This window comes from Streptomyces sp. NPDC094143, from assembly GCF_040303825.1.
In the GTDB taxonomy this organism is placed as follows: Bacteria; Actinomycetota; Actinomycetes; order Streptomycetales; family Streptomycetaceae; genus Streptomyces.
Genome location: NZ_JBEOTZ010000025.1, coordinates 15,521 through 41,385, shown reverse-complemented (window position 1 = coordinate 41,385; position 25,865 = coordinate 15,521). Strand labels below are relative to the sequence as shown.

Sequence of the window (25,865 nt, the reverse complement as noted above, 5' to 3'; positions counted from 1 at the left end):
CGTGCTGAGCGTCGCGTCCCGCGCACAGTGACGCGGCCCCCGCTCGGGGCGGTGCCGGGCAGGCAAGTCTCCCGGTCTCTGTCGCTCAGCCCGCCTCGGCACATGCCTCCGCTTCCGCCAGGTACCGCGTCACCGGACCCAGGGTGAGCATGCCGCAGGCGGCGCCCGCGTGTTCCGCACGGGCGTCGCCGAGGGCGGCGGCGGCCCGTGTGGCGATGCCGCGCTCGCCGAGCTGGACGGCCGCCCGGGCGGTCAGGCACCACAGGGCCTCCTGCATGTGGTCACGCGGTGGCTCGGGCACCGCGGCCAGGGCGGCACGGGCCTGCTCGTCCCGGTCCTGGGCGAGCAGCACCAGAGGGCGCGCCCACGGCAGATACGGGCCCCAGTCGAGGCGTGGATCGGTGGGTGCGGGCCGGTCGTGCAGCAGACGCAACCCCAGGAGGGCGAGCGGGAACAGGCCGCGGTGCAGCCCCGGCATGCCGGCCGTCCTCAGGGCCTCCTCGGCGACGCGGTAGTGGGCCGCTGCCGTGGCGGCGCTCGGTCCGCCCGGTTCGGTGCTGCGCGCGGCCGTCACCCTGGCCCGGAACCACCCGGTGAGGACGGAGACGAGCGGCGCCTCCGTGAGGGCGGCGAGGCGTTCGGCGGCCTCGGCGTGGGAGGCCGCGGCGTCGAGGTCACCGAGCGCCGAGGCGGACTGCAGGCGGACGAGCCGGCCGAGCACGGCGAAGTTCGGCAGCCCGTGCCGGGTGGCCGGGCCGAGGATCTCGGCGCCGATCCCGTCCCGTACCGCCGCGAGCCCGGGACGGGTGAAGGACTGCAGGAACACCCCGTTCAGGGCGAAGGCCAGCAGAGCGGGATCGGCCAGCTCCCGAGCCAGCTCCTCCGCCTTCCGGGCCGCCTGCCGGGCGTGTTCCAGCTCGGATGCCGACAGGCCGGCGCTGCGGCTCTCGACGGCGACCGTGGCCAGGAGGCGTGCGGTCAGGTCGGTGGGGCAGTCGGCGCCGAGCGCGGTGAGGGTGCGCTCGGCGGCCTCGACGACGGCGCGGGACTGCTCGGGGTCGTCGGCCCGGCTCCAGAGGGCGGGCACGTCGTAGGCGCCGATGACCCGGGCGGTGAGCAAGAGGTCTCCCGTGCGTTCCGCCGCCCTGACGGCGGCCAGGCGGTCGCGCCGGGAGTGGACCAGGGCGTCGCCCCCCGCCAGGGCCAGCGTGCGCGCGAGGTCCACGGTGGTGCGCGGGCCGAGCCGGACACCGGAGCCGGTCCACGGCGTCCGTGGATCCGCGCCGGGCACGGTCCCGTTGAGGATGCCGGTCTCCAGGCGCCCTAGGCCGGCGCCGGGGTCGAGCCCCAGCTGATCGGCGAGCATCGCCCGGGCACGGCGGAGAGTGGCCAGCGCGTCGGCCTGGCGGCCCGCCCGGTGCAGGGCGCGGGCGAGCAGTTCCCAGGCCGGTTCCCGCCAGGGATGCTCGCCGACGTGGGCGCCCAGTTCGGCGACGAGGTCGGCTCCCTCCCCGGAGTCGAGGAGGATGCGGGCGCGCAGTTCCACCCCTTCCAGCCGCAGTTCCTCCAGCCGGGTCCGCTCGCGCTGTGCCCACGCGGAGCCGGTCACATCGGCGTAGGCGGATCCCCGCCAGGCCGCGAGGACCGTACCGAGGCCGGTGACGGCGCCGGGGTCGCGCCGGGCGCGGGCCAGGGTGTCCTCGAACCGGTGGACGTCCACGTCCGCACGCGGCAGGCGCAGCGCGTAGCCGGGACCCTCGGTGACCAGCACGCGTGGCGGGACACGGGGCGGCCGGTCGGGTTCGAGGGCGCGGCGCAGCGCGGCGACGAAGGTGCGCACGGCACCCACGGCGCGCGCCGGCGGATCGCTCCACAGGTCGCAGACGAGGGTGTCGGTCGTGACCATCCGCCCCTCGGCGGCGACGAGCCGGGCGAGCACCTCGCGGTGACGGGGCCCGCCCAGGCCGACCGGACCGCCGTCGTCATGGAAGGCCCGCACGGCACCGAGCACGTCGATTCGCATGCCCCCATCCTCCGCGTCCGGGGTGGGCCGCGCCCAGCCGTACTGATCGGCTGCTGATCGCCGTCGCCCAGGCTGAACCGGTCACTGACCCGACAGAAGGACGGCCTCCCATGACGCTCACTCCTCCCGGCTTCGACCACGTCCGCCTGCCCGGTGCGGAAGGGGTGGAACTCGCCGTCGCCGTCGGCGGCAGTGGCAGCCCGGTCGTGCTGCTGCACGGCTTCCCCCAGACCCACCTGGCGTGGCGGCTCGTCGCCGAGCGGCTCGTCGCCGAGCACACCGTGATCTGTCCCGACCTGCGCGGCTACGGAGCCAGCGACAAGCCGGCGGCCACCGGCCCCGAGGTGTACGCCAAGCGCACCATGGCCGCCGACATCGTGAACGCGGCGCGGGCCCTGGGCCACGAGCACTTCGCGCTCGTCGGCCACGACCGGGGCGCCCTGGTCGCCTTCCGGGCGGGGCTGGACCACCCGGAGACCATCACGCACCTGGGCCTCCTCGACATCGTGCCGACGCTCGACATGTGGAACGTCCTGCACGGGGTCCCGGCGGCGGTCGGCTACCACCTCTTCCTCATGGCACAGCCGCCGGGCCTGCCGGAGGCGATGATCGCCAACAGCGCGGACGCGTTCTTCGGCTCGTTCCTCGACGCCTGGGCCGGCGACCCGACCGCGATGCCGCCGGAGATCCGGGCCGGGTACCTGCGGGCGAGCGCCGCCGCGGTGACGTCGATCGTCGCCGACTACCGGGCCTCCGCGGGCATCGACATCACGCACGACCAGGCGGACCTCGACGCCGGATCGCAGCTCGCCATGCCCGTGACCGTCGTCCAGCAGGACTGGGGCGCACGGCTGGGCTACGACGCCGCCGGGGTGTGGCGGGCGTGGGCCCCGGACCTGGACCACCGGCTGACCCGGGCCGGCCACTTCATGGCCGAAGAGGCACCCGACGAGATCACGACGACGATCCGGGAGCTGCTGGCCCGCTGAAACCGCGCCGGCGACGCCTTCCTCGTGCCTGCGACACCGGGACGCCGCGCCTGCCCTAGCGGTAGCGGATGTGCAGGTGGTTGTCGTGGTTGGGGTAGCTCGTCGTCAGGCCTTCCGCGATCAGCTGGGGGTCGTTGAAGTAGATCAGTTCGACATGGCCGGGGGCCTTCGCGCGGAGCTCCTGTACGAGCCGGCGGGTGGCCGCGCGGTCGTACGTGGGTGACTGCCAGGTGATGCGGCCCGCGGTGCACTGGGCCGAGTCGGTGCGGACGGGCCACACGTCGATGTCCAGCCCGACCTCGTGGCTGGCGTGGCCGGGGATGTCGCCGCCGTGCTCGAAGCTCGCGTCGCCGACCGGCAGGGGGCCGTTCCCGGTGGCCGCGAAGGTGGCGGCGGCCGCTTCGAGTTGGCCGACGGCGCCCGCTGTCGCCCAGTGCGCGTCCGCGTTGCCGTCGGGGCTCTGCGCGCACATCGTGCCCGGGCCGAAGTCGATGTTCTCGTAGTGCCACAGCAGGTTCTTCCACGTGGCCGGGCCGACGACGCCGTCGGCGCCGATCCCGGCGTGCGACTGGAAGGTGCGGACCGCCGTCTGCGTGGCGGTGCCGAAGGTGCCGTCCGCCGAGAGGCCGGCCGAGCGCTTCGCGTTGAGCAGCGACTGGACGGCCCGCACCGCGGGCCCGTTGTCGCCCTGGCGTACGGTCACGGCGAGCGCGTCCCAGGTGGCGGGGCCGACGATGCCGTCGGCGGTCAGCCCCTTGGACTGCTGGAAGGCCACGACGGCGCTGCGGGTGCCGGAACCGAACACGCCGTCCACGGTCACGGGGCGGCCGTGCGTGGCCAGCAGGTGTTGGAGCGCGACGACGTCGGTGCCCCGGTTGCCGTTGCTCGTCACCGGGAACGCGGCCTGCGGGAAGGCCTGCGCGGGCAGGCCCGCCCCGAGGAGGAGGGCGGCCACCGCCGCGAACAGTGCGATGATGCGGCCGAGTTGTCTCATGATGCCTTACTCACCTTCCTGACTGGAGGGCGTCCCAGGTGGCGGTGCCGACGATGCCGTCGCTCGCCAGGCCCCGTGAGGACTGGTAGTCGCGCACGGCCTGCGTGGTGCCCGGGCCGAAGACGCCGTCGACGGTCACCGTCCGGGCCAGTGCGGCGGTCAGGGCGCGTTGCAGACGGGTGACGGCCTCGCCCGTCGAACCGTCCCGGAGGGTCGGCGTGGTCCCGCGCGACAGCAGCGCGGTCCACGTCCTGGCGCCGATCACACCGTCCGCCGTGAGGCCGACGCCGGACTGGAAGTTCCTGGTGGCGGCGGTGGTTCCGGGGCCGAAGATCCCGTCCGGGGCGCCCGGGTCGTGCCCGGCGGCCCGCAGCAGGCACTGGGCCGCCAGCACCAGGGGGCCGGTCGAGCCGCTCCGGATGGTGCCGTAGGCGGGGAAGTCGAGGTTCGCTCCGGTGCAGCCGGGCTGGGGCGACGTGCCGGTGCCCACGTCGAGGTAGTCGCGGTCGATGGTGATCGGGTAGCCGCCGTAGGACTCGGTGACCTCGCCCGCGTACTGGTGGATGCGCTGGTGGCCGGACCAGTGGGTGGACGGCACATAGGGGCCGGTGTCGGTGTCGGCGGCGCCGTTCCACCACGCGTAGAAGATGTGGTCGACCCGGGTGTAGGCGCCGTTGGCGTACTCCTCGGCCGCGTCCCTGATGCCGGAGGCGGCGCTGGAGTAGAAGCCGGACAGGTAACCGCCGCCGTGCAGCCGCTCGGTCCAGCCGGACAGGTACGACAGCACCGCGGCCTTGCAGGAGGCGGTCGAGGTGTACGCCTCGATGTCGCTGTAGAGCGCGCTGCCCGCCGGGATGCCGAGGCCCGACGCGGCGGCGATGGCGTCGGCGGCCGCGGCCACGCCCTGGGACCTGGCGGTGGCCGGGTCGGCGGACATCCGCAACGAGTAGGTGGTGCACGGCGCCTGGCGGCCGACGTCGATGGGGATCAGGCGCCAGCCCTTGCCGGTCTGCTCGGTCACCCAGCCCGGGGTCAGGTTCGGCTGGGCGCAGCCGCGGAAGGAGCCGCTGATGTAGACGCCGACCGCGCGGTACGGCGAACCGGACCGCCAGGCGTCCATGGCGGCCTGCGAGGGCGCGGTACAGGCGTCGAAGCCCTTGCCCAGATAGGTGCCCGGTTGCGGTCCGGCCGCGGCCGGGACGGCGGCAGCGGTGTGGCGCCCGGGGCCGGGCGGTCCGGTGCGGGGCAGTTCGGTGCGTGCGGCGCCCGACGTCAGCTCGGCCGAGGCGAGAACGTCCCGCACGAGGCCCTCGGTGCCTGGCGTGTGGGCGGCGGTGACGAGGACCCCGGCGTCTTCGACCGCGACCTGGATGGTGCCGTTGCCGGACGTGGCGGAAGCGGCGGTGGCCGCGCCCCGCGGTGCCCGCGCGGTCGCCTCCGTGGTCCGGCCGGCGGAGCGCGCGGTGATCGGCTCGACGACGATGCCCGCCGTACGGCCGACGACCCGGGCCGGGCAGTCGTTGCGGTCGCCGGGCTCGCCCAGGTAGACGGCCGGTGTGTCGAAGCGCAGACAGGCGCGGGGGTGCTCGGCCAGGTCCACGACCCGCCAGTCGGCGGGCACCTGGAGGCGGTAGCCGTGGTAGACGACGGTCCGCCGGTTCCCGGGCGCGGAGTCCGCCGCGGCCGGCCCGGGCAGGGCCAGGGCGCCGATACCCGCGAGCAGCGCCAGCGAGGCCGTTCCGGCCAGGGTACGCAGGAGGGGGCGGGACGACATCAGGGCACTCCTGCTCGGTGTGGGGGAGTGTGGGGGAACGAACTCCGGAGGGCGGCGCGGCGGGTGTGGCCCGTGCCGGGAGCGGTGCGCGTCCCGGCGAGGGGCGTTGCTCGCCGGGACGCGCGGGGTGCGCCGGTGCCGCTGGTCAGATGCCGCATGTGGGCGCGGACCAGGAGCGGCTGGTGCGTCCGTCCACGTGCGTGTGGTCGTCGTGGCCGGGATAGCCCGGACCGAAGATCCCGCCGAAGCCGTGCGTGCGGGCCTGTTGCGCGAGCCGGCAGAGCGTCGGATTGCCGACCAGATCGGCGGCGTCACCGTACAGGTGCCGGCTGTTCGAGGCGCCGCCGACCGCGCTGTTGCAGGAGTACGAGCGGAAGCCGCTGGTCACGACGAGCGGGGTGTCCCCCAGTGCGCGCCGCATGGCCTCCAGCTTCCACATCGTGCGCAGGGCGTTGGACTTGGCCGTCGCGGCACTGACGGCGCCGCCGGACCAGGTGGAGTTGCACTTGTTCAGCTCGGCGTAGCTGAAGTGGATCGGCGTGCAGTCCGGGTCCTGCAACGCGTAGATCTTGGCGAACGTCGCGGAGCCGGCGACGCCGTCGGCCGCGAGCCCGTACGCCTGCTGGAACTTGGCGACCGCGGCCTTGGTCCGGGCGCCGAACTGCCCGTCGACGGTGAGGATCTCACCGGAGGTGACATGTCCGGCCACCCGGATCTGCAGCTCCGTCACGTCGGAGCCCGACATGCCCTCGGACAGGGTGCGGTTCCAGGTGTAGCACTCGTCGGCCTGGGCCGGGCCGGCCGTGGCCAGCACCCCGCCCGTAGCGGCAGCCATGGCCATGACAACAGAGAGGAGTAGTCGGACCGTACGTCGCAGCATCGCGCCTCCGCCTTGGATCCCGTTCCCCCGCAGAGGGGGCCCAGCCGAGTGTGGGGCCGGGGCGGCGACGCTGTCCACACCGTCACCATGTGCCACAGGACCAGACCTCCGGCATGACGGGTGACCTGCGGCATGACGGACCACCTGCCAAGGGCGGCGCGTCGCCGGCCGGCAACGCGCCGCGCGGCGTCCGGGGCGCCGACTGACCGTTGAGCCGTGCGGCCCCCTGACCTGACCCCGGCGCCGGCTCAGTGACCGTGCCCGCGGAGCAGCGTGCAGACCGCGTTCTTCTCGACGGTGCGCAGCCGCTCCAGGAGCGCGGGGGTGAGCGTCCTGTTCACCTGGGTGGTGAGCGAGACCGTGAGGGACTTGCGGCCGTCGGGCGTCGCGGCGATCAGCTGGGTGTAACCGGGGAAGTTCCCGGTGTGGCCGAGCACGGTGCCGCAGCGGGTGTCGTAGCGGAAGATGCCGAGCCCCGCCCTGTTGCGGCCGGGGCCGGCCGGTTCGGACGCCCCCTCGATCCAGCGGCGCTGCTCGCGCAGTACGGCTTTCGACGTCAGCCGTCCGGCGGCGTAGCCGCGGATGAAGCGCGTCATGTCACGGGGGGTGGAGATGATGCCGCCCGAGGCCCAGACCCCGGACGCGCTGATCGCCTCACTGACGTCCTCCGGCGGCGCCGGCGGCTCGACGGCGTACCCGTGCATGTACGGCTCCGGCATCTCGTAGCCCCGGGGCAGGCTGGTGTCGCGCAGGCCGAGCGGCCGGTAGACGATCCGTTCCAGGAGGTGCTCGTACGGCCAGTGGGTCGCGGCCTCCGCCATCAGCGCGACGGCGATGTTGTCGGAGTTGGAGTACCCGTACCGCGATCCCGGGCGGAAGCGCAGTGGCTCGTCCGCGACGAAGTCGAGCAGCCGGCGCGGGTCGAAGGTGCGGCGCGGGTCCTCCAGCAGCAGCTCCCGGAACTCGGGGTCCTCGCTGAAGTCGGGCAGCCCGCTGGTGTGGTTCAGCAGCTGCCGCAGGGTGACCGCCTTCCACGCCCGCGGCAGGCGGGGCAGGGTGCGGCCCAGGGTGCTGTCCAGGCTCAGCACGCCCTCCTCCACCAGACGCAGAGCCACGGCGCCGCTGAACGCCTTCGCCGTGCTGGCGATCCGCATGTGGTCGGTGGGCTCGATCGGACGGCCGGTCTCCAGATCGGCGACACCGGCGCGCAGCACACGAGGCGCTCCGTCCCGTTGCAGCACGACGATCACCCCCGGTGGTCCTCCGGGCGTGCTGACCAGCTCCTCGAGCTGCCCTCGCAGGGCGTGATCGCCGGTGCCGCGGGAGCCACCCGCGGCGGCACCCGCCACCGGGGCCTGGAGCAGTCCGCCGAGGCAGGAGGCACCGAGCAGTGAGACGAGGCACAGGCGGAAGCGGAGACGGGAACGGGGCGGGGCGCCGGCACGGCGGCGCGGCCGTGGACGAGGGGAGGACATGAGCGGCATGAGGATCCCGGGAGGCTCGACGGACGGGCAGGGCACCCTCAGCATCGGCGGGACCACCCCCGTGCGCCCGGCGAGCTTGCCCCATCCGGGGGCATGGCGACCGGCCACTGCCTGTCCGTCGGCGCCGGTGCTCGGCGGTTGTGCTTCCCGTCAGGCGCCGGTGCTCGGCGGTCATGCCTCCCGTGGACGCCGGTGATCGGGTGCCGCGTCACCAGGGCTGGTCCGCAGCCTCCCCGCGCTCAGAACGCGTAGCGGACCCGCAGCCACGGTGCGTGCCGGTCGATCAGGGTGCGCAGGGTCCGTACCGCCTCGCCCTTGACCTGGTTGCGGTAGCGGACGTTCAGGGCGCCGTTCTCGGAGCGCTTGGCCTGCTGGAGCTCCGGTCGCCACAGGACCCCCTCGGCCCGTGGGTGCCAGCCGAGGTTGACCTCGTGCAGCTCCTGGTTGTGGGTGAGCATGATCACCTCTGCGGCCGCCTGCTCCTTCACCCGCCGCGGCAGGACGTCGTCGAGGTGCGTGAGCAGCTCGGTCCAGGCGTCCTGCCAGCCTGGGCGGACGACCACGGGGGAGAGGTTGAAGTGCACCTCGTACCCCGCGTCGAGGAAGTCCGCCGCGGCGCCGATCCGCTCGGCCACGGGCGAGGTGCGCACGTCGAGCAGCCGGGCGTCGTCCGGCGGCATCACCGAGAACCGGATGCGGGTGCGCCCCCGCGGGTCCAGGGCCAGCAGGTCGGGATTGACGAACTTGGTGGCGAAGGACGCCTTGGCCGTCGGCCACTGCCGGAAGGCGTTCACCAGGTCCGCGGTGTTGTCGCAGATCAGCGCGTCGACCGAGCAGTCGCCGTTCTCACCGATGTCGTACACCCACGCCTCGGGGTCGCACTGGTTCGGTTCGGTCTTGGGCCCCTGCCGCGCCACGTGCCGGGCCACGTGGGCGATGATCCGGTCGATGTTGGTGAAGACGGTGATGGGGTTGGCGTACCCCTTGCGCCGGGGCACGTAGCAGTAGGCGCAGGCCATGGCGCAGCCGTTCGAGGCGCCCGGAGCGATCCAGTCGGCCGACCGGCCGTTGGGGCGGGTGGTGAGGGTCTTCTTCTCGCCCAGGACGAGGGTCTCGCCCTTGACGCGCACCCAGCGATCCACGTTGCCCTCGTTGCCGTGCAGCCCGGGAATGCGCCAGTGGGAGTCCACCGTGGTCATCCGCGCGTCCGGGAAGCGGGCACTGATCTGTCTCCCGCGCGGGGACGCGGCGGCCGCGGGCTCGGCGTAGATCTCCCGCACGGGCAGCAGTCGGCGGGCCGCGGCGGAGGTGCGGAAGGATGGGCGCCGGTCGGTCCCGGCGGGCCGGGGTCCCAGGGCGTCGAGCCCGAACAGCGCGTCGGAGTCGTCGTCCGGGCTGCCGGACGGGTGGTGCATGTGTGCTCCCGTACAGGGGTGCGGAGGGGGGGCGAGACAGCCCCGCCACTTCCAACTGTACGGGGCACACATCGGCGCCGCGTTCCGGCAGGCCCCGGCGGTGCGTGAGGGGAACCGCCGGGGGCATACGCGTGACAGCGATCCACGGCAGGCATCACCCCACCCAAGGAGGCACCCAGTGCTGGGCATCATCGCGGCGGTCCTGTTCTTCCTCGCCTTCCTCATCAACGCGGCGGAGATCTCCACGAACGACGTCTTCACCTCGACCAACGTCATGCTGATCGGGCTCGCGCTGCTCGCCCTGCACGTGGCGGGGGTCGGCAGCGGCTGGGCGGCACGGGGCCGCAGGCGCTGACCGGCCCGAGGGCAGGGGCTGGGCAGCCCCTGCGCCCTCAGTCGTCCGTGCTGTCGGGCCCTGCCTCGGTCTCGGGCGTGGCCGCCGCCTTGTCGGCAGGCGCGGAGTAGAAGACGGACCTGCCCTGCTTGGACCGCTCGGCCTGGCTCTTGGCCACGAGCCCTTCGAGTGTGACGCGCACGACCTTCGCGGAGATGTCGCGCTCGGGGTGGGCCTGGCCGAGCGAGCCGGCGATCTCCGCGGCGGAGCGCGGCTCCTTCTGCTCGGCGAGGTGGCGCCGGATGAGCTCGACGAGCGTGGGCTCGGCCGCCTTGGCGACAGCCGTCTTCTTGGCGGCTGTCTTCTTGGGAGCCGTCTTCTTGGCTGCGGGCTGCTTCGCCGCGCTCTTCGCCGGCGCGGCAGGGGACTTGCGTGCCTTCCCGCCGGCCGCCGTGCCGGCCTTCTTCCGCCGCGGCGAGGGCACCGCCGCACCCGTCGTACCAGTCATACCCGTGGACTCGGTCGCGGGCACCGTCGTCGCCTGCGTGATGCCGAGTGCCTGCTGCATGCTCACCAGGACGCCGTGGTCGTGCTGCAACGACGCGAGCTGCTGTTGCAGCGAGGTGATTTCCGCGGTGATGCGCTCCTGCTCCTTGACGTTGGCTTCCAGGTCACTGGACACCTGGGCGATGTACTGCGAGGCCAGTTCGGTGGTGGCAGTCGTTGTCCCGGGCATGGTGCTGTCCTTTCCTCGGCGTTGGAGGCGTGCGGCGGGTGATTACCTGTCGCCATGGCCGCAAGACGCCTTGGTCTAGAGATGGTACGGATCGGCGCGCCAAATGTTCCTGTCATGGCTGCTCTTTGATCCCGTAGGGTGTACGCGGCCGACGAGTCGGCCCGCAGGGGCCCGTGTCACAAGCACCCTCATCCGGTGGCGAACCAACGGGCGGGGGACTCGGCGATTCGTGCCGCAGAACGCCTCAGGCACTGCCTCATGGCTTCCAGTTCCGTCGGCGTACGGGCGGACGGCCCGTCCGTGCCCAGGGCCCGACTTCGAGAACGGACGATGAGCGACAACACCCTGTGGAGCGTCCTGCGGGACGCCGCCCGCGAGCGGCCCGAGCAGGTGACCGTGCACGTACGCGGCGACGGCGGCGAAGTCGAGGTGACCTACCGGGAGTTGCTGACCGCCGCCCGGCGGGTCGCCGGTGGGCTGCGTGCGGCCGGGGTCCGGCCCGGCACCTGCGTTCCCCTGGTCGCCGACCGCAGCGAGGACTTCCAGGTGATGTTCTGGGGCCTGGTCGCAGCGGACCTGGTTCCGGTGCCGCTCGCCGCGGACGTCCGCCGGGTCCTGCCCGTCTGGCAACACCTGGAGCGGCCGCCGGTGTTCGTGGACACCGCGGGTGAGGACATGGCGCGGCACCTGCCCGCCGGGGCGTCCGTCCTGCGGCTGGGGGAGATGCGCGACGGCGACGACCTGGGCGGGCCCGCGGCGTGCGAGCCCGACGGTCTGGCGTTCGTGCAGTTCTCCTCGGGCAGCACCGGTGCGCCCAAGGGCGTCGAACTGACCCATGGCGCGGTGACCGCCAACCTCCGTCAGATCGTGGCCGTCTCCGATCTGGGCCCCGACGATGTCGTGGTCAGCTGGATGCCGTACTTCCACGACATGGGCCTGATCGGCACGCATCTGGCGCCGCTCGCCGCCCGTGCCGAGCAGGTGAGGATCGGACCGCTGACGTTCGCGCGGCGGCCCGGGATCTGGTTCGAGACGGCCACCGCGCACCGGGCCACGCACCTGTCGGCCGCAAACTTCGCGCTCGCGCTCGCGACGCGGCGCCTGTCCGACGAGGACATGGCCCGCTTCGACCTCACCACGGTCAGGCGGGTCGTCGTCGGCGCCGAACCCATCTCCCCGTCCGTCTGGCGCGACTTCGCCCACCGCACACGGCCCGCCGGACTGGCGCCCCACGCACTCCAGCCGGTGTACGGCCTGGCCGAGGCCACCCTCGCCGTGACGTTTCCGCCGCCCGGCGAGACCGCCCAACCGCTCCGCCTCGACCGTGCCGCGCTCGGCCGCGGACGCGCGGTGGATGCCCCGGACACCGACGGCTCCGTCGTCGAACTCATGGACCTCGGGCATCCCGTGCCCGGCTGTGCCGTCCGGATCGTCGACGACGCCGGGCGTGAGCTCGGCGACCGCCGCGTGGGGCACATCCAGGTGCGCGGTCCCCAGACAGCCCGCGGCTACCGCCGTCTGCCGGACGCCACCGCCGCTGCCTTCACCGCCGGGGGGTGGCTGCGCACCGGGGACATGGGCTTCCTGCGGGACGGACGGCTGTGCGTCACCGGCCGGTACAAGGACGTGCTGTTCCTGAACGGACTCAAGCACCACGCCGCCGACCTGGAGGACGTCGCCGCCGCCACGCCCGGGCTGCCGGCCGGCACGACCGCTGTCGTGGGGTCCACGGACCCGGACACCGGCGGCGAGCGCGTGGTGGTCTTCGTCTCCTGGGCCCGCCCGCCGCGCACCGCCGACGAGGTGCTGCGACGGGTCGCCGCCCGGGTCGGCGAGGCGCTCTTCCACGACGACGTACGGGTCGTCGCCCTGCCGCCCGGCCAGTTCCCGCGCACCACCAGCGGGAAGGTGCGCCGCCATGTGCTGCGCGACCGGTTCGAGGCGGGCCGGTACTCCCGTGTCGTCCTGCGCGGTGACCGCGCCGCCCCGGTCGCTCCCTCCGGACGCCGTGTTCCGCGCGTTGCCGGGGTGCCGCGGTCGCGGGCGGCCACCGAGCAGGTGGTGCGCGAGGTGTGGGCCGAAGTGCTGGGGACGGACGGCTCGCGGATCGACGCCCATGCGTCGTTCCGCGCGCTGGGCGGCACCTCGCTGAAGGCCATGGAGGTGCTGGCCGCGCTGGAGGACGCCTTCGGCACACCCCTGGAGACAGCGACGCTGCGCGCCGGGGCCGACACGGTGACGGGGCTCGTCGACCACCTCCTGGCACAGGCGGACAGCGGTGCGGGTACGGGTGCCGGGGGCGGTGGTGGCCGGGACGGCATGCCCGGTGCGGCTCGCAGTGGTCTCGCAGTGGGCGACGGTGGTGGTTCGGACGGCGTGGCCGGTGCGGCTCGTTCCGGCGGCCCGGTCGGGCAGCGGGCCCATGAGGCTCTCGCTGTCGTCGGTCTGGCCTGCCGGTTCCCCGGTGCCGACACACCCGAGGCGTACTGGCGGCTGCTCGCCGAAGGGCGGGACCTCGTCACGCCCGTGCCACCGCACCGCTGGGACGGCGACCGGGTGCCCGCTGCCCGCTGGGGCGCCTTCCTCAAGGACCCGGCCGCCTTCGACGCGGACCGTTTCGGGATGTCCGAGGAGGAGGCCCGCACCCTCGACCCACAGGCCCGTCTTCTGCTGGAGCTGGCGCACGAGGCACTGGAACGGGCCGGATACGCAGGCCCGCGCCGCCGCGCCCTCCGCATCGGCGTCTTCACGACGGCGGCGGACAGCGGCTACCGTCAGGTGCTGGACCGCGCGGCCGAGGACAGCGGCACGGACCTGCCGGCCTCGGCGCTCACCGGGAACCTCCCCAACCTCCTCGCCGCACGCATCGCCCGGACCTTCGACCTCGACGGCCCGGCCCTGGCCGTGGACACCGCCTGCTCCTCCGCCCTGGTCGCCCTGCACCTGGCCCGCCGCAGCCTGACGGCGGGCGAGTGCGACATCGCCCTGGTCGGCGGGGTGAACCTGCATCTCACACCGACCGCGCACCGGTTGCTGCACGCCGCGCAGGCGCTGTCGCCGACCGGCCGCAGCCGGGCGTTCGCCGCCGACGCCGACGGATTCGTGCCGGGCGAGGGCGGCGCGGTGCTCGTGCTGCGCCGGGAGCAGGACGCCCGGAACGCCGGGGACGACCTGCTCGCCGTGGTGCGCGGCACCGCCGTCAACAACGACGGCACCTCGCTCAGCCTGCTGGCCCCCAACCCCGCCCGCCAGCGCGAGGTCATCACCGCCGCCCACACCGCGGCCGGCATCGACCCGGCCGAAGTGACGTACGTCGAGGCCCACGGCACCGGCACCGCCCTCGGCGACCCCGTCGAGCTGAAGTCCCTCGCCCACGCCTTCCCACCGCTGCCCGGTGAACGCCCCCGGCTGCTGGGCTCGGCCAAGACCAACATCGGCCACCTGCTGAACGCCGCCGCGCTGCCCGGTCTGGTCAAGGTCGTGCTGGCGCTGCGCCACGGCCGGATACCGCCCTCGCTGCACGCCGACCCGCCCTCCGCGCTGGTCGCCCGGTCCGGGTTCCAGGTGCCCGGCCGGCTCGTCGCCTGGCCCGCGCCGCCGTCGCGGGGCCCACTGGTCGCCGGCATCAACGCCTTCGGTTTCGGCGGCACCAACGCGCACGCCGTCCTGCAGCAGGCCGCCGCGCGTACCACGCACGGGCCCCGGCCGGACGACGGCCCCCATGTGCTGGCACTCTCCGCCGCCACCCGGCCCGCCCTGCGCGCCCTGGCCCGCGACCTGTCGGCCCACCTGGACTCCCACCCCCGGATGGCCACGGCCGACTTGTGCCTGACGGCCGCGACGTCCCGGGACGACGACCGGCACCGCCTGGCCCTCGTCGGCGACGAGAACGGTGACCTGCGCACACGACTGGCCGCCCTCGCCGCGGCACCGGCCGACCGCCGGGCGGCCCACGCCGAGGGGAGGGAGGGCCCCGAACGGGCGGTGCAGGATCCGCCCACGGGCCCGGACGTGTTCACCGGGACCGTCCACAGCCGCCCCCGCCTCGCCTTCCTCTTCCCCGGACAGGGCACCCAGCGCCCCGGCATGGCGGCGCGGCTCCACGCCACCGCACCCGTCTTCCGGGACACCCTCGACGAGGCGTCCGCCGCGCTCGGCCCGTTGCGGGGCCGCACCCTCACCCACTGGTGCACCGATCGCGGCGTCGATCCGGCCGAAATGGCCCGCACCGAGATCACCCAGCCTGTCCTGGTCGCCTTCGGCGTGGCACTGGCCCGCCAGTTGCACTCCTGGGGCGTCGTGCCGGACGCGGTCGCGGGACACAGTGTCGGGGAACTGGCCGCTGCCTGTGCCGCGGGCCTGCTGCCGCTGTCGGACACGGTGCGTTTCGCCGCCGCCCGCGGCCGTGCGATCGCCGAGCTGACCGAGCGCGGCGCGATGGCCGCGGTGCTCGGCGCGGACGACGCCGTGGAGGCGCTGGTCGCCGCTTCGGGCGGTGCCCTGGCCGTCGCGGCCCGCAACGCCCCCGGCCGTCTGGTGCTGTCCGGCACCGTGCGGGCGGTGCAGGACGCCCTGGCGGAACTCACGGCGCGGGGCGTCGCCGCACGCGGGCTCCGGGTCTCGCACGGCTTCCACTCACCGCTGATGGAACCGGCCGCCCGGGCGGTGCACGACGCCGCACGCGCCCTGTCGCCCGGCACCGGCCGCATACCGCTGCTGAGCACTCTGACCGCCGACTGGGCGCCCGCCCCCGACGCCGCCCACTGGCGTGAACACGCGCTGCGAACCGTCCGGTTCGGGGCCGCGGCCCGGCGGCTTGCCGAGGACGGCTACGACACCTTCGTCGAGATCGGGCCCGGTACCGACCTGCCGGCCGCCGTGCGCAAGGCCACCGCCGGCCGGCCCGGCGCCCCCCTCGCCGTACTCTCCGCCCTGCCCGCCGCACACCGCGAGGCAGGCGGCGGGCGACGCGAACTGCTGTGCACCGTCGCCCGGTTGTGGACACGCGGCGTCGCCGTCGACCATGCCGCACTGGCCCCGACGGGACGCCGCGTGCCGCTGCCCACGTACCCCTTCCAGCGGCGCACCTACTGGCCCGGCCCCGGCCCAGCCCGGCTGCTGCACCGCGTCACCTGGACACCGGCCCCCCTCACCCCGTCCGCCGGAGCCGCCCCGGTCACTCTCGTCACCGGGCCCGATGCCGAGGCGGTGCGGGAGTGGTCCGCGTGGCTGGCCGGGCGCGGCGTACCGCTGGCGCAGCCGGGCACGACCGCTGCCCACACCGTCGTGCACCTGTCGCGAAGGGCGGGGGAGGGCACCGATGGACCGACCACGGCCGCCGACTTCCGGCACACCGTGCGGCAGTTCGACCGGGCCGGTGCGAGGCGCCTGCTCGTCCTGACCGAGGACGCCCACCGCACCGGCACCGACGGCGAGGCCCGGCCACGCCCCGAGCAGGCCCTGCTCACCGGGATCGCGCTGGCGTTCCCGCAGGAGACCGAGGGCGCGCGGCTGGTCTGCGCCGACCTGTCCTCCGAGGATCCATGGGAGCGGCGGCTGGACGCCGTCCTCGCCGAAGTGACCGCCCCGGGCAGCGGCACCCTCGTGACCGCCTGGCGGCGCGGCACCCGGTTGCTGCGGGGCATCGAACCCCTGCCCGCCGGCGCCGTTCCGGACGGCGAGGGCCTTCTGCCGGCGGACGGCGTCTACCTCATCACCGGTGGCGCGGGCGGCCTGGGCGCGGAACTCGCCCGGGACCTCGCCGGCCGCGGCCGCCCGACCCTCGTCCTCACCGGCCGCTCGCCGCGACCCCCCGCCGGGCTGCTCGCGGAACTCGCCGAGCTCGGCGCCGACGCGCGCTACCGGCAGGCCGATGTGACGGACGAGCGGCGACTCGACGCCCTCTTCGCGGAGTCTCCCGCCCCGGATGTCGTGTTCCACGCCGCGGGGGTGGTCCTGCCGGGGTCGTTGCGCGGCACCGGCCCCCAGGACACGGACCGTTCGCTGGCCGCCAAGGAGCGCGGCACCCGGCTGCTGGCCCGGGCCCTGGACCGTAGCGGGCACCGCCCCGGCCTGTGCGTGGTCTTCTCCTCGGTGGTCTCGGTGCTCCCCGGCGCCGCGGGCGGGCTCGGCGACTACGCGGCGGCCAACGCCTTCCTCGACTCCTTCGCCGCGGCCGAACGCGCCGCCGGCCGCCGCTGGTCGGCGCTGAACCTCGGCCCCGTCGCCCGGACCGGGCTCGCCGCCGTCGTCGACGACGGCACGCGCCTGAGGGCCGGCGGCGTCCCCCTGGCCCCGGCCGAGGCGTTGCGCGCGCTGCGCGCGGCCTGTGCCGTCGACACGGCCCAGTCGGTCATCGCCGACCTGGCGGACGCGGACGGCTCCGTACGGACCGCCGCCCCCGCCCGCACGGACAGGCAGTCCCCAGCCGGGACGCCCACACCGGCAGGCCCGGCCGAGCACCATGCTCCGGCTGTTCCGGTTGTTCCCGCCGCCATTGCCGCCTCCACCACCTCTCCCGCGCCCGCCACCCGCGCCCACCCCACCGCCGCCTCCGGGAGCACGTCGGACACCCGCTCCCTGGTACGCGTTCTCCTGGCCGAGGCCCTGCACCTGCCCCCGGAAGCCGTCGACGAGGACCAGGCCTTCCTCTCGCTCGGCCTCGACTCGCTCGCAGCGGTCGACCTCGTCCGGCGCCTGGAACGCGCCCTGGGCCGGGAACTTCCGGCCACGCTGTTCTTCGAGTACCGCACGGTGCGCGAACTCGCCGCCCACCTCGACGCCCGGCCAGTCGGCGACGGTACCCAGCCCGTCGGCGACGGTACCCAGCCCGTCGGCGACGGAACCCGGCCAGCGACGTCACCGCCCGGCGACGAGTCCGGCCCTGCCGCCGCCCCGGAAGGCGCGCCGTTCCCGCTGACCCCCGTCCAACGCGCCCTGCACACCAGCAGCGTGCTGTATCCACGCACCCCGCCCCGCGGCTGGGTCCGGCACACCGTCCGAGGGCCGCTCGACCCCGCCCTGCTGCGCCGCGCCCTCACCACGCTCGCCGAGCGGCACGGCATGCTGCGGGTGCGGATCGGACACGACGGCGGAGTACCGCACCAGTTCGTGACGCCGGGCGCCGCACCCGACGTGTGGTTCGAGACGCGGCCGCACCCCCAAGGCGCGGCGGCGCTGAAGGCACTGGAGACGGAACTCGCCAACCGGCCGCTGGACCTCACCGCCGAACCCCCCTTGCGTGCGCTGCTGTCGACCGAGGACCCCGAGGTGGCCCACCTGATCCTCGCCGTGCACCACGTGGCCGCCGACGGCTACAGCCTGAACGTGCTCGGCTCGGAACTGTGGACCCTCTACACCGACCTCGCCCTCGGCCGCGTCCCCGCCACGCTGCCGCCCGCCGCCGACTTCGCCTCCTACGCCACCGACGCGCGGCGCCCCGCCGTCCGCGCCGACGACCTCGCCTACTGGACGGCCCGGCTGGCGGGCCGCACCCCCCTGCCCCTGCCCTACGACGGCCGTCCCGACGCCGAGGACGGCCCCGGGCCCCTCGTCGCCGTGAACCGGGCCCTGGACGAGAGCCTCGTCGCCACGCTGCGCGAACGGGCCGCCGCATGGAACGTCTCGCTCTTCCACCTCCTGCTCGCCGCCTACGCCCGCTGTCTGGCCCGGTGGAGCGGCCAGCGGGCCGTCGCGGTCAACGTCGCCCGCGCGGGCCGGGACGCCCGGCTGCCGGGACTCGACCGGCTGGTCGGTCCCCTCGCCGACACCCTGCCGCTGCTGCTCGACACGGACCCGGACGAGTCACTGCCCCACCTCGCCGAACGCGTACGCCTGGCGTGGCTGGAGAGCGAGCGGCACGCCACCGTCAGCAGCCTCGACCTCGCCCGGATGATGCCGGGCGACGCCTCGGGGCCGCGTGCGGTGAGCCCGGCGAGCTTCAGCTTCGCCCGCTTCCCGGCCACGTTGGACCCCAACTGCCCGGTCGACGTGCGGCCGACCGCCGCGGGCACCGGCTCGGCCGCCACCCGGCTGAGCCTGCTGGTCTGGGAGGACGGACCCCTGCTACGGCTGTCCTGGAACGCCCCCGAGCGCCTCTTGACCACCTCCACGACGACCCGGCACGCGACCGACTTCGAACGGGAACTGCGCGTCCTGGAGGGCGCTGCCCCCGGTTCCCCGGGGGCGCGGCGTGGCTCCCGGGCACCGGTACCCGACGCCCCGGTGCCCCGGGCGAGCGTCGTCGGCCGTCTGCTGGAACGGTTCCGTACCGACCCCGACGCGGTCGCCGTCGACGACGGCCGCCTCACCCTGACCTACCGGGACCTGGACGCGGCCAGCCGCGGCCTCGCCCTCCGGCTGCGCGAACAGGGCGTGCGGCGGGGCGACCTGGTGGGCATGGTCACCTTCCCGGGTCCGGCCACGGTGATCGCCGTCGTCGGCGTCCTGCGCGCGGGCGCCGGATGGGTGCCGCTGGACGCGGAGCATCCGACGGCCCGGCTTGCCGAGCAGACGACCCGGTGCGGCGTCCGCGTGGTCGTGCACGACGACCGCACCAGCCCGGCCGCGCGGGCGCTCACGGCCGTGACGACCGTCCCCGTCGTCACCGGCACGGAGCCCGTTACTCCCACCGGTCAGCCCGCCGCCCCATCCGGCGAGGTCGCCGCGGACTCCGACGCGACGGCCTACGTCATCTTCACCTCCGGATCCACCGGCCGCCCCAAGGCCGTGCCCATCACCTTCCGCGCGATGGAGAACTACCTCGACTGGGCCCTGACCACCTTCGCCTACGGCCCCGGGGACCGGCTCGCGAACACCTCCTCCCCGTGTTTCGACGCCTCCGTACGCCAACTGCTCGCCCCGTTGCTGACCGGCGCCACGGTCGTGACCGCCGACCGCGACCTGGTGCGCGACCCGGAACTGCTGCTGGACCACGTGGAGCGGGCACGGATCACCGTGTGGAGTTCCGTGCCGTCGCTGTGGGAACGGCTGCTGTCCGCGGCGGAGAACCGCCTCCGGCGCGGTGAGCGACTGCCGGACCTGTCCGCGCTGCGCCTGGTGCATGTCGGCGGGGAGGTGCTGTGGGCGGACTGGGTGCGCCGCTGGTTCGACCTGTTCGGTCCTGGGCAGCGGATCGTGAACCTCTACGGGCCGACCGAGACGACCGTCAACGCCACCTGCCACGTGGTCGCCGAACGCCCCGACGACGAGGTCACGGCGCTGCCCATCGGCCGCCCCGTCGCCGGGACGGAACTGCTCGTGGCCGGCCCCGGCGGTGAGCAGGCCGGTCCCGGCGGCACCGGCGAACTGCTGATCGGCGGCGTCGGCCTGTCCGCCGGTTACCTGGGCGAACCCGAGCTGACCCGGGCCGCGTTCGTGTGGCGGGACGGTCGCCGCTGGTACCGCAGCGGGGACCGGGTGGAGGTGCTGCCCGACGGCGCGCTGCGATTCGTCGGGCGGATCGACGACCAGGTCAAGATACGGGGCCACCGCGTCGAGCCCGGAGAGGTGGAGGCCGTGCTGCGCGCCCGTTCGGACGTCGCGCAGGCAGCCGTACTGGCCGACGACGGGCGGCTGTCGGCCTTTGTCGCGCCCGCGCCGTCTGCGGAATCGGATGGGCGCGAGGGCGTGGACCCGGCGGCCCTGCGGCGGTACCTGGCGGACTCCCTGCCGCCCTACATGGTGCCCGCGCGGATCATCCTCCTGGACTCCCTGCCCCTGACCGGCACCGGCAAGACCGACCGGCGGGCGCTGCTCGCGCTGGCCCGGACACCCGCCACGCACACGCCACGGGTGTCGGGCGCCCTGCCGGCCACGGGCGCCACGGAGGAGCAACTCGGCCGCATCTGGTGCGAGGTGCTCGGCGTCGACCGGGCCGGCCGCCACGACGACTTCTTCGAACTCGGCGGCGACTCCCTGCTGGCCCTTCAGGTCTTCGACCTGCTCGCCCGGCAGCGCGGCGGCCCGCTGCCCCGGCCCACCGCCGTCTACCGGCACCGCACCCTGGCCGCACTCGCCGAAGCCGTCGACGCCGAAGCTGCCGACGCGCAGGCGGTGGGAGGGGGCGACCCCCAGGGCACGGCCGGTGGCACGGCCGGTGGCACGGCGCCGGCCCCCGGCGACCGGGCCCCGGCAGCCCCGGCCTTCCCGGGCGCCTACCCCGTCACCCCCGGCCAGCGCGGCTTCCTGCTCGCCGAGGCCCTCGCCCCCGGCACCGGGGCCTCCTCCTGGCTGGCCCGGCTGCGGCTGACCGGCCCGCTCGACCGGGACCGCTTCCAGCGGGCCGTCGACACCCTGGTGGCCCGGCACCCGATGCTGCGCACGGTCTTCCCGGCCGGGGCGAGGCCGCCGGTGCAGCAGGAACTGCCCCCGTCGCTGCGGCTGCCGGTCGCCTTCGAGACCGTGTCCGGACCACAGGAACTGGCGCGACGCGTCGAGGACGAGCGGAGCCGTCGCTTCGAGCCATGGGCCTGGCCCCTGCTGCGCCTGAGCGTGCTCACCCTGACCCCGCAGGAGCACGTGCTCGTCGCGCACGCCCACCACCTGATCGGCGACGGCTACAGCGCCGCCCTGCTGCTGGCGGAACTGACCACCGTCCACGACGCCCTGAACCGCGGCGCGGCACCCGAACTGCGCCAGCTGCGCGGTACGTTCCGCGAGCACGCGGAACGACTCGCCGCCCGGCCCGCGCACCCGCGGCCGGAGGACGACGGGGCACGGCGGCGGGCCGACCTGTGCGCGCCCTACACCAAGCCCGTCCTGCGCGCCCCGGCCGGCACCCGGGGTGCCGCCCCCGGCGGCTTCCGCTCCCACGGTTTCGTCCTGGACGCCACCGTCGTCGGCACGCTGCGCAAGATCGCCGCCGAGGCCGGCGCCACCCTGTACGCGCCGCTGCTCACCGCCTACCATCAGGCGCTCGCCACCCTCACCGGCCAGGACGACCTGGTCATCGGGCTGGCCGTGTCCGGCCGCGACCACCCGCTGCCGGACATCCACCGCGTCTTCGGGCCGTTCGCCACAGCCGTCGCGGTCCGCCCCTTCGGTCCCGGCGTCCAGGCCCCGCCCGGGGACGACTTCCCGCAGCGCGTGCGCAGGGTCGTCGACGAGACGATCGCCGCCCGCATCCACGAGGACATCGTCCCGCGTGACGGCGGCGGACTGCCGCTGACGTCCCAGTTCTTCTTCACCTTCCTCGACTTCGGCGCGCTGGGCACGCGCAGCGGTGACCTTCCGGCCGTGCGCTGGGACGAGGAGGAGGGCGGCGACTTCACACCGCCCGCCGCCGGTACGGACGTCTTCCTCGCGGCACGGCCCGACGGGGACCGGCTGCGGATCACCGTGCGCGGTGCGGCGGCGGCCTTCGACGAGCCGGCGCTCGCCGCGTTCGCCGAAGGGCTGCGCGACCGGCTCGTCTCCCCGGCGGTGCGACCTGCACGGCGGCGTGCCGGCGGACAGGCGGATCTGGACGCCGCGCTCGTCGGCTATCTGCCCGCGCCCGCCCATCTGGCGCGGCTCGCAGGTCTACCGGAGACCGGCACGGCCCGCGATGACATCCGCCGCCTGCTGTTCCCGGACGGCGCTCCCCGGCTGCTGGAGACGACCACCACCCCGCTGGGCCGGTCCGGGTTCGTCGCCCTCCCGCTGTTCGCCGACGAACTCGCCGGCGAGCGCGCCCTGGCCGGGCACACCGTCCGCGCCGCAGAAGCCGCCTCGGCACTGGGCGCCCGCAGCGTCTCCCTGGCCGGCATGATCCCCTCACTCACCGGCTACGGCTTCGACGTGCTGCGCGCCTCCCGCGCCCCGGCCTCGATCACCACCGGGCATGCGGCCACGGTCGTCTCCGTGGTGCGCACGGTGCACGCCGCGCTGTCGGCCACCGGCCGGGACCTGGCCGACACGGCCCTGGCCGTGGTCGGGCTCGGATCCATCGGCGCCTCCTCGATGGAGCTGCTGCTCACCCTGGCCGAGCGGCCACCCGCCCGTCTCCTGCTGTGCGACGTGCCGGGCAGCGGCCCGCGCCTTCACGATCTGGCGCGGACGGTACGGGCACGCGGCCTGGCCGAGGACGTCGCCGTGCACGTCTCGGACCCGGAGCTGCCCGGCGCGGTGTACGAGGCCGGGCTGATCGTCGCGGCCGTCAGCGGACACAGCGCCCTCGTCGACATCGGCCGGCTGCGTCCCGGCACCGTCGTCGTGGACGACAGTTTCCCGCACTGCTTCGACACCGGCCGGGCACTCGCCCGCATGCGCCAGGACAAGGACGTGCTGGTCCTCGGCGGGGGCCTGCTCACGGTCGGTGCCACGCGACGCACCCTGGCGGACGGGCTGCCCGAGGCCGTCGCGACCAGCGAGGCAGTGGCGCGGCACGGACTCCCCGGCACCCTGGCCTCCTGCCGGACGGAGTCGCTGCTGCACGCCTGCGGCGCGGACGTACCCCGGGTGCGTGGCCTGGTGGACGGCCCCACGGCCCTCGCCTACTGGCGCGCCATGGACCTGGCCGGAATCACCGCGGCGCCCCCGCACCTGCTCGGCCGGATCCTGGACCCGCTACCGGCGGCGGTCCGCGCACGCGGGACCGGGGCGTTGCCACCCCAGCCCGTACCTCCCGAGCGTGACCACGACGCTGATCCGCGTCCCTGAGCCGGAGACGGGCGCGCAGGGAACTGCGCGCGCAGCCCTGCCCGCTCGCCGCCGGCCGTGGCCCTGGCCCACGAGACCCGACGGCACGCGGCGTTCCGGGGTCCTACCTCGCCCGCGTCTCGGCCGGAGTGCGCAGCACGAGGAGGGCGACGTCGTCGTCGTTCCCGGTGGGGCGGACGCGGCGCAGCAGTTCGTCGGTGAAGGAGGCCATGGGCCGGTGGGCGAGCGCGGCCGCGTGCTGGCGCAGCCGCTCCAGTCCCTCGTCCAGGGAGTGCCCGACCGCTTCGATGAGTCCGTCGGTGTACAGCAGGAGCGTCGATCCGGGCGGCAGCATGGTGGAGGCGTCGGGACGGGGCTTGCCGGCCCCCGTGCCCAGGAGGATGCCGTGGCCGTCCAGGAGATAGCGGGTGAGACCGTCACGGCTGATCAGCAGGGGCGGCGGATGCCCGGCGTTGGTCCAGCGCAGCTCCCAGTGGCCGTTGTCCGCCGCTTCCAGGCGCGCGAAGATCATCGTGGCCATCGGCACGTTGGTGATGTGCGTGACCGCCTCGTCGAGCCGGTCGACGATCCGGCTGGGGGGTTCCTGGTGGGACCAGGCGTAGGCGCGCAGCATGTTGCGGACCTGCGCCATGCCGGCCGCCGCCTCCAGGTCGTGGCCGACGACGTCGCCGACGGCCAGGGCGGTGGCGCCGTCGGGCAGGCGGAACGCGTCGTACCAGTCGCCACCGACCTGGGAGGCGTCGGGGGCGGGCAGGTAGCGGGCGGTCATCTTCAGCCCGGGCAGGCGCGGCAGCTGGGGGAGCAGGTGGTTCTGCATGGTCTCGGCGACCTTGCGCTGGCGCTGGTAGAGGCGGGCGTTGTCCAGGGCGAGCGCGGCCCGGCGCGCGATGTCCTCGATCAGCGGGAGGTCCTCGTCGGTGTAGTCGCCCGGCTTGTCGGCGCGGCCCAGCGTGAGGGCTCCGAGGACCGCACGGGTGCTGCGGATGGGGACGATGGCCGCGGAGTGGATGCCGGTCGTCTTGAACAGACGCTGCTGCTCCACGGCGATGCCGGAGTCCGGCTCCCGCTGGTACGTCTGCGGTCCGGCGAGGGTGGAGGCCACTCCGCGCAGTGCTCTGGACAGGGGCATGGGGGATTCCTCGGGCACCGGGGGCATCGGTCCCTGGAGCTCCTCGTGGTGCACCAGCGTGTCGCCGTCGGCGTGGACCACGGCGCTGCGCCACACCTCGTCGCGCTCCGTGATCAGATCGATGACCGCCCAGTCCGCCAGCCGGGGCAGGACGAGGGCGACGAGCCGGCGCAGCGCCTCGTCGACGTCCAGGGTGGAGGTGAGGCGCGTGGTGGTCTCCGCCAGCAGGGCCAGCCGTTCGAGCTCGGTCAGCGGCTCGGCCGCGTGCTCCGGCCGCCGGCCCGCGTCCCCGGCCTGCCGGTCGCGGTGGAAGACGACGAGCGTGGCGGGTTCAACGCCACCGGTGTCGAAGGGGGTGATCAGCCATGACACGGGCAGCAGGGAGCCGTCCCCCGTGGCGAACCACTCCCCGGCGGCCTGCTCCGTGCGCCGGGAGTGGAACGCCTGCCGCATGCTGCACCGGCTCGTCGGCAGCGTGTGACCACGGGCGTCCCGGTGCAGCAGATCGTGCGCGTCACGGCCGACCAGGTCCTCGGCGGGCCGGCCCAGCAACTCCTCGGCCCGGGCATTGACCGCGATGATGCATCCCTTGTCGTCCACCACATACGCGGCCGCACCGATGGCGGCCAGTGCCCCCGGCAGTGCCGGGTCAGTCGCCCCGGGGGACCGTGGACCGGTGCTCCCGGTCCGCTCCGGCTCCGCCACGCCCTTGCCTCCTCGCTGATCGCCGGACATGCCTGTCCAGCACTCCTACCCCGAGTGCCCCCTGTGTGGGAACCTCAGCCCCGTGCTTGGCCCGGGCGGAAGAGCATGGACTCCGCCTGTGATGGAATTCGTGGGGTAATCGGACTGCCGTGAGGTGAAGGGCGTAGGTGCGGGGCGGCTTATGAAGCAGGCTGCTGAGGGTGACGGCTGGGCGCTGTCGGACGGGGTGATCTCCCTGTCGGCCGCCTTCGAGGGTACGGAAGCGATCGCGCAGGCGCGTGATCATGCCGGAATGTTTCTGCGACATCTGCAGGCGGAGCACGGGGTGCCGGTGCCCGAGCGGGCCACGAACATCGTGCAGCTGGTGGTGAGCGAGCTGGTGACCAACACCCGCAAGTACGCCCCGGGGCCGTCGCTGCTGACGCTGGAAGCCCGCGACGGTGCCGTCTCGGTGACCGTGTGGGACACCGAACCGCGACTTCCGGTGGTCCGGGGCGCCGACCCGGTCCGGGTCGGGCAGCACGGCCTGGAGATCGTCAGGGCCGTCTGCCGCAGCCTCGAAGTGCACCGCGAACCGGTGGGCAAACGCATCACGGCCACGATCGACCTCGCTTGAGGACCCGGTCGCAAGACGCTGCCGATACCCGGCCCGCCCGCGCCAGGCGGCGATGAGCCAGGCGCCGCCCGCGGCCGGTCCCGACCGTGCGCGAGTCGCGCGCCGTCCTGTACGCGATCTCCCAACTGCCTCTCCGCAGACATCTTG

General features: G+C 74.7%; 12 protein-coding genes. 4 read left to right on the top strand and 8 right to left on the bottom strand.

Annotated features, from left to right (window positions below; translation table 11 throughout):
* Positions 1–85: 85 nt before the first annotated feature.
* Positions 86–2,023 carry an AfsR/SARP family transcriptional regulator gene (locus tag ABTZ58_RS27610; RefSeq protein WP_351362092.1) on the bottom strand — a complete coding sequence of 646 codons (1,938 nt, stop codon included), beginning with the start codon at positions 2,021–2,023 and terminating at the stop codon, positions 86–88.
* 110 nt (positions 2,024–2,133) lie between these two features.
* Between ABTZ58_RS27610 and ABTZ58_RS27605 the strand changes: the two genes are divergently transcribed.
* Entirely contained in the window at positions 2,134–3,012 is an 879-nt protein-coding gene (locus ABTZ58_RS27605; RefSeq protein WP_351362089.1) for an alpha/beta fold hydrolase, read from the top strand.
* 55 nt (positions 3,013–3,067) lie between these two features.
* On the opposite strand, the gene ABTZ58_RS27600 is transcribed toward ABTZ58_RS27605, so the two are convergent.
* The 5 genes from ABTZ58_RS27600 to ABTZ58_RS27580 all read right to left on the bottom strand — a co-directional run bounded on the left by ABTZ58_RS27600 (position 3,068) and on the right by ABTZ58_RS27580 (position 9,559).
* Positions 3,068–4,006 (bottom strand): penicillin-insensitive murein endopeptidase, encoded by a 939-nt coding sequence (locus ABTZ58_RS27600; RefSeq protein ID WP_351362086.1) that lies wholly within the window; start codon positions 4,004–4,006, stop codon positions 3,068–3,070.
* Positions 4,007–4,016: 10 nt separating this feature from the next.
* Positions 4,017–5,780, bottom strand: coding sequence for a glycoside hydrolase domain-containing protein (locus tag ABTZ58_RS27595; RefSeq protein WP_351362083.1), 1,764 nt, complete (start codon positions 5,778–5,780; stop codon positions 4,017–4,019).
* Positions 5,781–5,925: 145 nt separating this feature from the next.
* Positions 5,926–6,660 carry a D-Ala-D-Ala carboxypeptidase family metallohydrolase gene (locus ABTZ58_RS27590; RefSeq protein WP_351362080.1) on the bottom strand — a complete coding sequence of 245 codons (735 nt, stop codon included), beginning with the start codon at positions 6,658–6,660 and terminating at the stop codon, positions 5,926–5,928.
* Positions 6,661–6,908: 248 nt separating this feature from the next.
* Positions 6,909–8,144, bottom strand: coding sequence for a serine hydrolase domain-containing protein (locus ABTZ58_RS27585; RefSeq protein WP_351362304.1), 1,236 nt, complete (start codon positions 8,142–8,144; stop codon positions 6,909–6,911).
* Positions 8,145–8,383: 239 nt separating this feature from the next.
* The gene (locus ABTZ58_RS27580; protein WP_351362077.1) at positions 8,384–9,559 is read right to left on the bottom strand and encodes a spore photoproduct lyase family protein; all 1,176 of its coding nucleotides are present in this window, start codon (positions 9,557–9,559) and stop codon (positions 8,384–8,386) included.
* A gap of 178 nt (positions 9,560–9,737) precedes the next feature.
* Here ABTZ58_RS27580 and ABTZ58_RS27575 point away from each other — a divergent pair, with 178 nt between their 5' ends.
* A complete protein-coding gene (locus ABTZ58_RS27575; protein WP_344533380.1) occupies positions 9,738–9,914 on the top strand; it encodes a hypothetical protein in 177 nt (58 codons plus the stop codon).
* 37 nt (positions 9,915–9,951) lie between these two features.
* Here the strand turns inward: ABTZ58_RS27575 and ABTZ58_RS27570 are convergent, their stop codons facing one another.
* The gene (locus tag ABTZ58_RS27570; RefSeq protein ID WP_351362073.1) at positions 9,952–10,629 is read right to left on the bottom strand and encodes a hypothetical protein; all 678 of its coding nucleotides are present in this window, start codon (positions 10,627–10,629) and stop codon (positions 9,952–9,954) included.
* 330 nt (positions 10,630–10,959) lie between these two features.
* On the opposite strand from ABTZ58_RS27570, the gene ABTZ58_RS27565 reads away from it, so the two are divergent.
* Positions 10,960–23,268 carry a non-ribosomal peptide synthetase/type I polyketide synthase gene (locus tag ABTZ58_RS27565; protein WP_351362070.1) on the top strand — a complete coding sequence of 4,103 codons (12,309 nt, stop codon included), beginning with the start codon at positions 10,960–10,962 and terminating at the stop codon, positions 23,266–23,268.
* A 103-nt stretch (positions 23,269–23,371) separates the two neighbouring features.
* Here the strand turns inward: ABTZ58_RS27565 and ABTZ58_RS27560 are convergent, their stop codons facing one another.
* Complete coding sequence (locus tag ABTZ58_RS27560) at positions 23,372–25,102, bottom strand: SpoIIE family protein phosphatase (RefSeq protein ID WP_351362301.1); 1,731 nt, start codon at positions 25,100–25,102, stop codon at positions 23,372–23,374.
* Between the two features lie 181 nt (positions 25,103–25,283).
* Between ABTZ58_RS27560 and ABTZ58_RS27555 the strand changes: the two genes are divergently transcribed.
* A complete protein-coding gene (locus tag ABTZ58_RS27555; protein WP_351362067.1) occupies positions 25,284–25,718 on the top strand; it encodes an ATP-binding protein in 435 nt (144 codons plus the stop codon).
* Positions 25,719–25,865: the final 147 nt, after the last annotated feature.